Below are 13,176 nucleotides of genomic sequence, written 5' to 3'. Positions count from 1 at the left end.
GCACAACCTAAACACAACTGTCGGAGACCCATAGATGGACGCCACCACGATTGCCCGCAACCTCGTACGCCAAACCCGCCCCGGTGTCGATAATTTCGACGGCTCGCGCATTAAACAGCTGCGTGAAGACCTGAACATGACACAGGAGAATTTTGCACATGAAATCGGCGTGACGTTCGCGACGGTGAACCGCTGGGAAAACGGACGCACCACGCCGAACAAAGTGGCGCAGAAGGTTTTGTCCTTGCTGGAGCGGAAATTGCGCAAGATGAAGCGAGACTGAGTCGCTCGAAGTCTGCTTGCGCCGGAAGCCCGCCATTCTCGATTGGCTTCCGACTGTTTCGGCTGCCTGCAGTGAAGCGTTAGGCAGGCTGCATTGTGAGAGCAAAGAGCCGGCGAGCAAAGCCGCCGGCTCTTACAACAAAAATCGTTTTCAATTAGGCGGTAGCGGAATTCCCCCCCGTTGCACGCTGAATGTCGAGCATCTTACAGAGAGTGTCGATCTCCTTCTCTGCGTTCTCTTCAAGATCCTTCTTGTCTGCGTAGTCGCGCAGCTGTTTGGCCAAAAGCTCGATGCCCGTGGTGACAAAGCTCATTGCCTTCGGGTCTGCGCCGCGTTCAGCGAGGATCTGGGCTGACTTTCCGAGCATGGTCATCGCCAGACTGTAGGTCAGGAAGATCCGGCTGTTTTCCATAGTTTCATCAAACGTGGACATCGGCAGCTCCTTGAATATTCATATTAAAGTAATGCACTAAATTGACCCCGCGGCCATAGTTACTTAGTAGAACCGTAGTAAATATAGTGAGCGGATCACGTCAGCGCAATAGCAATTACACAATCTTTGAGATTAATTAGACGGGCAAATGCACTATGAAGCCCCAACCCGACTTCGAGCAGTGGACTGACCAGAATCATGTCCCGTATTGTACCGGAATCCAAGGCAAAAGCCTTGAGAATTCAACAAGCTCCCATCCTAAAAGTTTCTTGAAGCAGCTATGGCAAATCGTATTGCGCTGGACAACGAGAGTTCCAGCGAACGGCATTGTCAGTAGTGCAAATAAACCACGCACTTCCTCCTAAGCCTCTCCGCGCAGATCGGCGTGCATCCTGCATGCTCGCGGCAAGTTGCCAGAGCGCAACGCCAGATTTGCTCCGCCCTGCCCGTCCGCTACTTGCGGCTTGAACGGTAACGCGCAACTGCGTATCTTCTTGCCACCCGAACTGAATCCAATTGCAATACATGAGAAACTTGACGGACGTTGAGCATTACCTCAACTCGCTGATCAACTACGAGGTCGCTTTTCCGCTGGGTGGCAGTCGTGACCGGCCCAAACTTGAGCCAGTGTACGCCGCTGCACGGCGGCTCGATCTGCCGCTCGTGTTGCCGAAGTGCCTGCACATCGCGGGCACGGTCGGGAAGGGGTCAACGGCTGCTTTCGCACAAGCGCTGCTCAGTTTACATCATCGCGTACTGTCATTCACAAGTCCGCATCTTGTGTCATTCACCGAGCGCGTTCGGCTGGACGGAAAGGATCTGCCTGACGAGTTGTGGTGCGAAGGGGTGGACCACATTCGTCAGGGAATTGCGCGTGATCAACGTATTGAGTTGACGTACTTCGAGACCGTGTTCGTCTTCTATCTGTGGGTGTCGAAACGGCTCGGCACATCCGCACATGTAGTGGAGACCGGACTCGGCGGGAGCTTTGATGCGACGAACGTTCTGCAACAAACGACCGCTGTGTTTACGAAGATTGACTTCGATCACACCGATATTCTGGGTAAGACTCTGAAAGAGATTGCTCTGGACAAGAGCGGTATCATCAAACCGAATTCGAACGCTTTCACTACCAAGCAGCAGGGTGATGCGGTCAACATGCTGCTGGCGAAGTCCCTGATAGAGAACTCACCTTTGCACATCGAGGGTGTTGACTTTCACATTGAAGGAACGAGCAACCGGCGTCTGAAGTTCCGCAGTCCGGAGTTCTCCGCGGAGATTTGCCTGGAACTGGACGGCGAGCACCAGCGACACAATTTTGCAGTTGCGTTGGCTTCCTCGAGGAGTCTGGATTCCCTGCTGACTGAAGCAGACATCGTTGTCGGCTTGTCAGGTCTGCGGCTGGACGCGCGCCAGCAATATCTGGTGAAGCACCCGAATGTGCTGGTGGATACCTGCCATAATCCGGCATCGTTCCGTGAGCTTGCGGCTGCCTTGAAACAGGACAAGAGGTTCCAGAAGACGATCGCGTTGGTGGCGATGATGAAGGACAAGGATGCGCGGACTTCGTTGGCGGAGCTGCGAGGCAGTGTAGAAGAGCTTTGGATAACCGAGGCTCCGACGCCACGCAGTCTTCCAGCAGAACAACTCGCGGAAATCGCCCGTGAACAGGGTTTGCCGGTTAGAGTTGTCGATCGCGAATCCGCCTATTCAGAGCTCCTCGCGCTGCTGCCGGACGTGCGCGGAGTGGTCTGTGGATCTTTTTATCTGGCAGGTGACTTTCTAAAAGTGATTCGCGATGCCTGAGCTTCCCGAAGTCGAAACGGCAGTCAGAGAATTGCGTCCAAAGCTCAAGGGGCGAGTGCTGCGAGGGGCATGGTCAAGAGTGCCGAGGCAGCTTGGCAATACGTCTGTCAAACAGTTCTCCAAACTTGTCAACGGCCAGCGGGTTCAAGACGTAAAGCGCCGCGGCAAGTATATCCTGCTCGAACTTGAGCAAGGAGTCCTGCTCGTACACTTGCGAATGACAGGACGACTTTTCGTCGCAGCTACCGAGCAGGAGCCACACATTCACCTGAGGGCGGGGTTTCCACTTGACGACGGTCATGATACGCTCTATTTCAAAGACGTTCGAACACTCGGGACGATGCGATTCTACGGCGACGCGAAAGTGAGTCGCGAGCTTTCAGGATTAGGCTGGGAGCCGTTGGAAGAACAGATCGGTGCGGCGCAGCTAAAGAGCGTCTTGAAGACCAGAACGCAGGCGATCAAGCCCGTACTGCTTGATCAGACCATTTGGGCGGGGATTGGAAACATCTATGCGAGCGAGGTGTGTTGGGTCGCAGGGATTGACCCACGCAAAGCGGCGAATCGTTTGACGCTCGCTCAATGTGCGGCACTTTGCGACGCTGTACCTGAGGTCCTCAGCAGCGCGCTCGAACGAGGTGGATCAACATTGCGGGATTTCATGAGTCCGGACGGGAAGTACGGATCCTATCAGAAGGAGTTTCGGGTGTATGATCGGGCAGGAGAAGCGTGCCTGTGCTGCGGAGGAGTGATCAAACGGCTTGTGCAGGCGCAACGGTCGACCTTCTTTTGCCCTAAATGTCAGAAGCGAGGCAGAGTGTAGGTCGCTAAATACTCATGCGGTTATTCAAGCAGAAAGCCGGGACTCCTATGAGTTCCGGCTTTCTGCTCGTTGAATCAACTGTCCTATTTTGGAGCTTAGCGCATCAGCAAGAGCTTCTGCGGCGGCGTAATCTGTTGCGCGGAGTGAAGCACGGCGAAGTAGACGCCCGACGCAAGTGTGGGTGTCCAGTCATAGGATCCATTTAAAGAGGTGAGCATGGTGCGATGCACTTCTCTCCCCAGAACGTCGTAAATCAAGAGACTCGCTTCACGTGCGGCTCCGATGGTATACTCGATTCGGACGCTGCTGTTGAAAGGATTGGGATAGGCGGCTTGCAAAGCAAAGTCATTTGGCGCGACCGCGGGGGAGTCAAATTCGGGGGTTGACATAGGTTGACCGGCCCACTCAAGAATGTGAGCGAGGAATTCCGAACGGGGGCGATTGCCGATGGGAGTGTTGTCTGCAACAGCTTCCATACCGAAACCAAGCACCAGAGTACGCTGACTCACGGGGCCTACAATTCCAGCGTAGTTTGCGCCTGCGGGGCCGTAACGCAGCACGGCATCCGCTTCTCCCACCAATTCCAGAATGGTCATGCTGTCCTGATTCGCCGCTCCGCCTGAACCGGTCAGGAGATACGACTCGTCCGGCGGGAACGGAGATGCCATAGTCGTCGTCATACGGATTCGGGAAACTCCGTTGTCGTCCACTCCTAGAAACTCTCGAGCAAAATCTGAACCCTCAAGACCACCAAGAATGCGTTTGCCGGACATGACCAGTCGTCCACCACCGGTAACGAAGTTTTCAAGCACTGTTTGGTCTTCAGCGGTTAATCCCGAGTTCACGAGATTGCCGGATAACCAGATGACCATACCTGTATCAGGAAGCAAACTGAGATCAAGAGTCGAACCCGGTGCCACGCGTTTGTGCTGGTAGATCCTGTCCATCTCGCGCAAGGTGCCGGTTACATACTTGTCAACATCCGATGACATGTCTCTGGTCACGACATGAAGCTTTGGTATGCCAATCGTGAATTCGAGTGTTGTCTCAAAGGGAAACTCAAGTTGATCTGCGGAAATTGTGAGGTGTATGACTCCCCAATGATCGTGTGAGTTCCCTGCTACTGACACTTGAACGGGGCCAATCGTCATACTGTCCCGTGGTCCGAGCGTGCCGAGGTTGAACGTCGCGTTGCTCAGGCTAAGCAGAGGATCACTTACCGACGCGTTCAATTGGACATTGGCGGCCGCAGGAGGAAACAGGTCGACGTCATTGAACAGAGTGAACGTCAAGGCTGCGGTCTCGCCCGCTTCAAGCAGTCCATTTCCGCTTTGGCCGTCGTCAAAGACGATGCTCTGAATCTGAAAATGCGGCGCAGTTCCGGGGCCGATTCCGCTACGGCCGAATGCCTCGTAGATCTCCGCGTCATGAGGTGTGCCGTTTGTCAAATTTCCGTCGAGATCGTCGGCCTCGAGTACGGCGACGAGATAGTCAAAAAATGTCTCCGAGAGCGCGTACCGTGCGAAGTGTCCGAGCGAATCTGTGTAGCCAGCACCAAGCCAATTGCGCAGCCGCCAAAGCGGCGCGGAAATGAACGGACTGTCCGTGTGCACCTGCCCCACCCAATTCTGCGGAAAGCGAATCGTGCTCTCGAGATTGCGCAGCGAACTATTGGGATTTCCCGTCAGCCATTCACCCATCAGCGGATCGTTGTTGATCGTGCAGGCGAAGTAGTCCGACCATGCTTCGTTCATCGCTCCGGATTGTCCTGTGTAGGGCAGCATCCCTTCCGGATAGACGCCGTCAGTGACGCCATGATTGTACTCGTGATAAATGACGTCGGAAAACATGGCAAAATTGCCATACGTGCTGCCTGAACCATAATACGTGCCATAGCCGTTCCAGAAGGCGTTGTCGTAGGAGCTGCCATAATTGGCGACCGCAGGCATCGGATAATCCAGTGCATTGTAAGCAGGATCGAGAACCTTATACCAATCGTGAACGAACTCTGTGTGATAGTACAGATTCAGTTCAGGGCGCGTAGCGTCATCCGTAGTCCAATTCCAAATCACAGGGCCGAACGGAGCATTCCACTGACCTGCGCGTAGCGACTCCTCGCCCGTGTCGTCGTTGGTAACCCAGACATACGTTCCGGTAAGGCTGTTGATCACGTCCGCGTGCGAACCGGCTTCCGTATTGACCGTGCCCGACAGCGATGTCACATAGGACGCATCATTGATGCTCACGTTCTGAAATGCGCAAGGGCCAAAGGCAACCGGGCTATGATCGTAAGGCTGCCAATAAGGCAACTCCATGCTCAAGTTGAAGACGTCGTGCGCGATGCCGCTCCATTCGAGAATGATTTCACCGTTACTCGCATCCACAATTCCCGCATGACGTTGATGGGAAAGTGGACCTGCAAGTTTAAGCCAATAAGCCGGCCGAAGACTACGCGTTGCAAGGTCGGGATACCAACAGGCAAAGGTTGCGTCGTTCTCGACTTGCCAGTTTGCGGGTTCAAGGATTGCTGCAAGGTAGTCGCCGGCAACAAATTGCGAGAGCTTGTGAGTCGCTGCAACGTGCCACTCCGAAAAGTCGCTGATGCGAACACGCGAAACTTCTCCCTGCCGGTTCAGTACGATGTCCAATCGGCCAGACAGCACAGGGTGTCCTTGAACAATCTGCCGGTAGACGAGATAAGTGCGCGCAGGAGCCGGGTTGTTCGCCAACAATTCAAACTCCGAATCAAGACTTAACTCGCGTTGTACCACGATTGCGACTTCTTCCGGAGATCGACGTCCCAGCGACACCGGCTGGCCCCACAGCAGAACGGTAGATGCATCTTCCGAACTGCGCATGACTTGCCAACCGGAAAACACTCCGTCGGTGACAGACGTACTGTTCACAAAAGACGTGGCTAACTTTGCGGCGATGTATTCGGCGTGAAGTGTTGAGCCTGTCAGTAGTAATACGACGGCTAACAATAACGACTTGTGCGAGAACATAGTGACACGTGCTTAGAAGTAGGTGAAAAGGGAAACTTTAAATGTAGTGGCGTCAGCGTTCTGACTCGGGAGGCGGATACCTTCAGCGTCGGACCGGTCAGGTGTCCAAGTGTAATAAGCGTGACGGAGTTCCGTGCGCAGAGCAATTCCGTTGAAGCCGGCCTTTACGCCGATCCCGACATCCAGCAAACTGCGAACATCGTCTGAAGTCGTCAGCACGAGTCCTCCGCGTGGCACTTCCAGCGCGCTCCCGCCGCCTGCATAGGCAAAGGGGACCCACGGTTTGCCTAAATCGAGCATGCCGACGACGTGCAACGCGACTTGATAGCCGAATCTGAGAGAGTCATATTGCATGTCTGACTTCTTACCCCATGGTAACGTGAAGTCGGCAATGACCTCGGTGCCAAGAAGTTTTGTAACTGAATAGCCGCCCTGCAGAGAGAATTGTGTCAGGAAGCGGCGCTCATGCACACTTGCGGACCATGTTTGAAAGCTCAGCCCGCCGCCGATTTCGATGAGGCCCGGCCGCAAGTGATATGTCCGAGCTGCGACAGTCTTTGGTGGGGATCCAAGCCAGATAGATTCGACCTCGTCGCGCCCGAAAACCTGCAAATCTGGTTGTCTTAGATGCCGCTGGTCCCACGGTGAAAGATAGACGGCGAGCGTGTCCTGCCTGAGCACAGCACCTTTTATGATCCGCCCGTCTTTCAGGCGAACGTAATCATCAGCCTGGAGAGCTGAGACTGAGCAGAGGATCCCTGCCATCAAGGAGAGGAGTAGTCCGAGTCGCATGTGGGTCACGTAAATTTATGAACTGGAACCCAAGTCTAACCTAATGATTTTTCCGGTAAGTGGCTATAGACCGCGACCTGAGGCATGAACTGACAAAAAGAACAAGTGGTGAACCGTCGAGTCATCGCGCTGATCGGCAAATTACGTAAAAACAGTTATGAAGTTCTGTTTCCGATGAAACTGGACCGACGACTTGAAAAGGCAAGTTCAGCTTTATGCTTGTCTTTGCGAGGCAGTGACCGTATATTTGTTGCTATAGTAAATATGATTTGTCCACATTGAGGTCCGAATTGTCCGCGGTGCACGTCTTTTCCACACACTCAAGTCCGAATAGCTTTCTGTTGCATTATGTTCAGCTTTCAGGCAGGATATCGCTGCTTGGTGCAGAACAGGTAACGTGGAGGTTCGGCAGTCCGGCGACCAACATCGTTGCGGGCGGAAACGGGAGTGGAAAGTCCCTTTTATGCTCAGCGATTTGCGCGGCTTTCTTCCCGACAACGACTTCCGCTCTTAGACAAGGTCTCTCGGAGGCTGGACTGGCGAGCGTAACCATTGTAGGCCAGTCGGGACCCAAGAGACGGGAATGGACTCTCGACATTCATAGCGGCGAACTTGTTCATCGGTCACCTCAAACGGACGAGGAAAATGAGCAAAGGCCACCTATCGAGGCAATTCTCCTTCCAGAAAACTCGCCGGCTCTCAAGCTGCCGCACGTGATCGTCAATGGTGCGTGGGTCTTGCCCGATCGGTCAAGTATCGCGTGGGCGAAGGTGATGCAGCAGAGGCCGATTCTTCGGGAGCTAATGGCCTGGGAAAGACGTCTGGACGCATTGCTCGGAAATGCAAGCGCTGAAGGGCTGCTGACTCAGGCGCGAACTGAATTGGCGGCGCTTGAATTAGAATTGCAGGGTGTGCGCACACAACGCGCAAGACTTGAACAGGCAGAGCAATCAGCCAACGATTTCATGGCGGAAATCTCTGAATACGACTTGAGGCTAAATGTCGCCCAAGCTGAAGAGGTAGAGTTAGGTGCAAAGATCGAGTTAGCTGAGCGAGTCGTCCGTCTGGAGAACTGGGCAGAGGAGCTGCGAAGCTCGTGGCGGACAGTTGAGAACTCGCGCGAGCGTTACGCTGTCCTGCAGGAACGACTCGAAAGCTTGCAAGAACTCACTCGCGGACTTCCTGACGATGCGCATGCGCTTGCCGAAGAGTACCTGAACGTGTCGACTCAACATCAAGCTGTATGCAATCGAATCTCCCTAAGCGAAACCGAAAGACGTAGTCTCGAAAACAGTCTGACCGAGCTTTCTCTTCAGTTGGAGAATCCCGTGACAGACGAGCAAATTGAACTCGGCATGCGCATCGAGCAGAACAAGAATGAGATCGGGCGGGCGGAAGAGGAACTTAAGGATCTCTCCCGTCAGCGCATAGACTTGCTGCGCCGACACGAGGGTCTTCTTCGCACGCGGCAAGAGAAGTTCAAAGAGATGACTTTGCTACGACCCGATGAGTGGCGTGAGCTGGATGCCTATCTCGAGAATCGCGACACAGAGTCGCTCGGCTCACCCGCAGCCAGTGAAGAACTTGTTTCGGAACTCCAGGAGATTCGAACCAAGCTTGAACGAGAGTTCAAGGACTTTGGAGCATTGCCTAAAGATACGCCGGACCGCGTGGATCAGTTGTTTCGCGCACGTGCGCAAGTGACCGCGATTGAATCAGAGCTGCTTAAGCAGCGTGAAAGTCTGGTGAACGAGGAGAACAGACCGCTTAAGACAGGGATGACGTTTGCTTTGACGACGGCAGGATCCCTCGGGGCGGGCCTTCCGGCCGGACTGATGCTTGGAGCAGATGTTGGTTTCTTCGGAGCTGTCCTGGGCGGCGGGGTGGGTTACGGCGTCGCACAATTGATATTGCCCGCGAATAGGGCAGGTCATGAAGGTGCTGTACAGCAAGTCGAAAGTCTTCAAAAGGCGCTTCAGAGCGCTTTGCAAGAAAGAGTGGAGTCCGAGCGTGCCATCGCGCCGCTGGATAAGCTTTTGTCGCCCGAATCCGCCAAAAGAACTTGGGAAGAATATGTCGCGTTGCGGGATCGGGCGAATGCGCTCGAGCAACAATGGTCCCATGCGAGTGCTACAGTTGAGCGAGAGAACAACGTTCCCAAGCTGCTGCGCAAATTGGAAACAGAAGAGATACGTAGACGAGTCTCTGAGTTTCGCGACCTGAACTCGCAGATTGAGCGGGCTGAACTTGCGCTCCGCGAGTTTGAAGCGCCGACGGGTGCAGCGGGAAGAATGCAACAGATAGAATCCGCCTTGCATAATTTGCATGAACAAACCCGCTTGATCGAGCGCGATCTCGCGGAGATCACCCAGAACGAGTCGGTACGCCGAACACGGCTCACAAGTGAAAAGAATGAATTTGAAGCCAAACTGCGTGCACTTAGCGGATTCGAAGAGGATGCACGGTTACGCGACTCATTGGCTTCGCGGCTGGGCGAGCTAGATCAGATGACAAACGGAGTCCTCTCGCAGCGCGGGGCACAGACTATCCTTGCGGTACTTGGCGAAAGGGAAGGTCTGCTGAGCGAAATTCGGGAGGTGAAATCCCAGTTAAGTACTGCCCATGCACCGCAGGAACTCGCCGCCCGAACAGAGCTGGTGGAAGCCGAACTTGAACAACTGATGGGTCAATTACGAGATATCGATCCTTTGTTCGCGACTTCTGGAAGCGGCAGGGAAGGACTCGCGAAGTATCGTGCCCAGCTTGAACGCGTCCGCGAACAGATCCGCGCCGATCAAGTAACGCGTGATCGACGTGAAGCAGACATCGCAGCGCTGGATCTGCAAAGTCTGCGAGATTCTCTTATCACTCTTCCAATTGAATCTGAGCTTCAGGAGGCTGTTACACGACAACTGGCAAAGATTTCCGAGCTTGAACGCAGCATTTCCGCGGCCGCGAATATGTGTGATGCTCTTCGTGCGGAGTCCGCTGAGATCGCCGAATTGGCCGAGGCAAACGTTTTGACACGGCTTCGGGAAGTGGTGTTTGAGCACATGGGGGAAAAGGTGGCGGCAGTAGAACTAAACGAAAGCGAGTGGGTGGCAATCCTTGAAGATGGGCAGCGGCGACCCCTGCAATCGTTACCGCGCGGTGTTGCCGAACTTGCCGCGCTTTGCCTGAATTCGGGCCTCTTATCGTGCAGCGAGCCGGAAGAGACTACACCGATTATCTGGGATGATGTGTTTTCCCAACTGGATGACTACTTACTGACCGTTGCACATCGAGTGATCGAGAAGATCGCGCAAAAGCGTCAGGTTATCCTTCTCACAAGAGATCTGCGGATTCGCTCTTGGGGGCAGGCTGCTGACGTTTTAGCAGGCAGGCAAGAGTTTGATGTGCAAATGAATTGATCCTTGTGAGCAGTTCAATCGAGAAGGCCGCTTTTGAAGAGCGGCCTTTCGTTTTTCTTTTCGAGGACTACTTGCTCCGACCGATCCAAACTCCGCTGACAAGAAATCGCCAGATTCGCATGGGGAAAGAGTACACTCGCGCAAGGTCTTCATGCCCTTCCAGATTGAGCCGTGCGGACTGCGAGGCATCCAGCGGCAAATTTAACCCAGCCTCGAGTGAGTCGCTCTTGGAAATCGAGAGTATCTGGCTCGGATAGATGCTGCGATGCCCCGTCATGATGAACGAAACCATTGCGCAACCGGCGGCGTAAGGACCAATCTCGGCTCCGAACATTTCAATGGCAAGCATTGAAGCGGCAATGGGCGTATTGGCTGCGCCCGCGAGTATCGATGTCGTACCAAGCGCGGCCATCGTTACCGGATTTGCCCCGATGACTGTTGCCCAGAAGCTGCCAAAAGTCGCACCAATAAAGAAGATCGGCGTCACCATGCCGCCCGATCCGCCGGCTTCGAGAGTCGTTGCCGTCGCAAGGATCTTTCCGAGCCACAACATGGGCGAGATCTGTTCGCCTTCAAAGACAAGCTCAATGTGCTGTGTGCCGAGTCCAAGAACTTCGACACCGAAGAGATATGAAAGCCCTATGAGGATCACTCCGCCCATCAGGCCTCGAGCGTAGATGTTGGGCCACACAGCAGTGAAGAGCTTTCGCATCGTGCGAACAGCCTCTATGAAGAGCACTGTCACGACGCCAAACACCACCCCTGTCAGCACGAGCTGAATGATGAAACTTCCCTCAATCGGGGGAACGTCCACCACTGTATGCGACCAGTATTGAAGACCCAGCCACGTGGCGACCTGATAGGCCGTAATGCCCGCGACAAATGACGGGACAAGAACATCGTATAGCAAGTGTCCGAGAAACAGAACTTCAATCCCGAACAACGCGCCGGCTACGGGTGTTCCGAATACTGCGGCGAAACCTGCAGAGATTCCACATACGACGATCTTCTTCCGGTCCCGATCGCTTAGCCGCATCACTCCAGCGAAAGCCGAAGCGATGGCCGCTCCAATCTGAGCCGCAGGGCCTTCCTTGCCGGCACTTCCGCCCGCCGCTATCGTCATAACCGTCGCCGCGACCTTTACAGGAACCACGCGCAAACGGATTCTGCCGCTTGCGTTGTGAACGGCATCAATAATCCTGTCTGTTCCGTGACCTTCTGCATCGGGCGCAAACCATTTGACGAATCCTGCAACCAGGGCGATGGATAATGGCAACAAAAAGACGAGGAATGGGAATTTGCCGGCCGCTGCCGATGCTTCTTCAAGCAGCGTTACAAAGCCATACGTTGAGCAGCCCACGAGTATGCCGACTGCCAGCGCAAGGATTGTCCAGCGGAGCAACGATATGAACAGTGCAGTCTGCTCGGAAAAAGTTGCGACGACATCACGGCGTGGTTCAAATAAACGAGGCATGGTTCAAGCAAACGAGTTCAAAATCCACAGGGGGCTAGGAATGCGCTTGAAAGAAAAATCTTCCGCAGCTTGGGCAGCAGACTCACAGGCAAGACTTGCGCGAGGTGCATGAAATGCGAAGCAAAGTATCCACGATGCCTATAGTCGAAAGCACCGTGCAACAAAACAAGTGTTAGAACAGCAACGGTCTGGGTTCCCTGCATTCTTGTGCGGGTTCAGTAACGCTTGGGAATCGATTTTGCTGAAGAACGAGCAGATGCGCAGGTACGGAATCGTATTTCGACGGTCTGAACAGCCACACCTACAGGATTTGCCATTGCAAGTTACAGACACACATCAGGAAACTCACGGCGCCGATGCACGGAACTTGAAAACGTCATCCGCCACGACTTCGGAATTGCAGAAACTTGAGCTCGAATTTCTGGGAAGCCTGCTGCCGGGAATCGTGCACAACCTTGCTACACCGCTCTCCGGTGTGATTGGCGCGACGCAACTACTGGAGATGCGTATCGCAGAACAAGAACGGCTGATTCACGAACTCGAACGTGTTTCACCGACGCAGGCGGACGCTTTGCTTAAGCAGCACGCGAAGAATTGCAGCAATCTCGATATTATGTCCCGTAACGCGCGACAGCTGACTGAGCTTCTTCAGATCATTATTCGTCGGTTTCACAGAGGATCTCAGGAGACTCCTGCCCCGCTGTCGCTGTACGAGCTGATCTCAAATGAGCTTCAGTTCCTGGATGCAAACCTAACTTACAAGCATAAGGTCCGGAAGAGATTCGAACTGTCGACCGAGCCTTTCACCGTCTTCGCGACCTACAAGCGAGTGACTGCCGTTATCGACGAGTTCGTGATGCAGGCGCTCGCTGCCCACGACTTTACCCGAGGGCTGGTTGACTTGTCAGTGAAGACTGAGTTTGACTCGAATTGGGGAAACATTGCACTCGACGTTCGGGTTTTTGAGACCGAGGATGAGCCGCTCGAAACGGATGCCCTTAGGCTCTACCTCGCAATTCTTGGCGAGCAGGGCGTTCAGTACGAGATTGAGCAGGAGCGCGGGCACGTTCATGTCGATTTAAAACTCCCGCGCAAACCAATCGCTTGAAATTGTGCGGAAGAAGTTGTATCCTCTGACAACTGATAAATT

The 13,176-nt window shown here is 54.1% G+C and carries 9 protein-coding genes; 5 read left to right on the top strand and 4 right to left on the bottom strand.

Annotated elements, in window-relative coordinates; translation table 11 throughout:
• Positions 1–34 precede the first annotated feature (34 nt).
• Positions 35–283: a helix-turn-helix domain-containing protein gene (locus KJZ99_02770; GenBank protein MCL4304809.1), complete on the top strand. Its 249-nt coding sequence runs from the start codon at positions 35–37 to the stop codon at positions 281–283.
• Between the two features lie 154 nt (positions 284–437).
• Here KJZ99_02770 and KJZ99_02765 read toward each other — a convergent pair whose 3' ends face one another.
• Positions 438–716 carry a hypothetical protein gene (locus KJZ99_02765; protein ID MCL4304808.1) on the bottom strand — a complete coding sequence of 93 codons (279 nt, stop codon included), beginning with the start codon at positions 714–716 and terminating at the stop codon, positions 438–440.
• A gap of 525 nt (positions 717–1,241) precedes the next feature.
• Here KJZ99_02765 and KJZ99_02760 point away from each other — a divergent pair.
• Together KJZ99_02760 and mutM are read left to right on the top strand one after the other, a co-directional pair.
• Positions 1,242–2,522, top strand: coding sequence for a hypothetical protein (locus KJZ99_02760; protein ID MCL4304807.1), 1,281 nt, complete (start codon positions 1,242–1,244; stop codon positions 2,520–2,522).
• Entirely contained in the window at positions 2,515–3,345 is an 831-nt protein-coding gene (gene mutM / locus KJZ99_02755) for a bifunctional DNA-formamidopyrimidine glycosylase/DNA-(apurinic or apyrimidinic site) lyase (protein ID MCL4304806.1), read from the top strand. Before KJZ99_02760 ends, mutM begins: the two co-directional genes overlap by 8 nt.
• 95 nt (positions 3,346–3,440) lie before the next feature.
• Here mutM and KJZ99_02750 read toward each other — a convergent pair whose 3' ends face one another.
• The gene (locus KJZ99_02750; GenBank protein ID MCL4304805.1) at positions 3,441–6,350 is read right to left on the bottom strand and encodes a T9SS type A sorting domain-containing protein; all 2,910 of its coding nucleotides are present in this window, start codon (positions 6,348–6,350) and stop codon (positions 3,441–3,443) included.
• 12 nt (positions 6,351–6,362) lie between these two features.
• Positions 6,363–7,142 (bottom strand): hypothetical protein, encoded by a 780-nt coding sequence (locus KJZ99_02745; GenBank protein MCL4304804.1) that lies wholly within the window; start codon positions 7,140–7,142, stop codon positions 6,363–6,365.
• 269 nt (positions 7,143–7,411) lie between these two features.
• Between KJZ99_02745 and KJZ99_02740 the strand changes: the two genes are divergently transcribed.
• Entirely contained in the window at positions 7,412–10,552 is a 3,141-nt protein-coding gene (locus tag KJZ99_02740; protein ID MCL4304803.1) for a hypothetical protein, read from the top strand.
• Positions 10,553–10,619: 67 nt separating this feature from the next.
• Here KJZ99_02740 and KJZ99_02735 read toward each other — a convergent pair whose 3' ends face one another.
• Positions 10,620–12,026, bottom strand: a complete 1,407-nt coding sequence (locus tag KJZ99_02735; GenBank protein ID MCL4304802.1) for a chloride channel protein — start codon at positions 12,024–12,026, stop codon at positions 10,620–10,622.
• 238 nt (positions 12,027–12,264) lie between these two features.
• Here KJZ99_02735 and KJZ99_02730 point away from each other — a divergent pair, with 238 nt between their 5' ends.
• Positions 12,265–13,134, top strand: a complete 870-nt coding sequence (locus KJZ99_02730) for a hypothetical protein (protein ID MCL4304801.1) — start codon at positions 12,265–12,267, stop codon at positions 13,132–13,134.
• Positions 13,135–13,176 lie beyond the last annotated feature (42 nt).

The organism is bacterium (assembly GCA_023382385.1).
Taxonomy (GTDB): domain Bacteria; phylum Electryoneota; class RPQS01; order RPQS01; family RPQS01; genus JABWCQ01.
The sequence above is the reverse complement of the archived record's forward strand: the minus strand, read 5'-3'. Positions and strand labels throughout refer to the sequence as shown.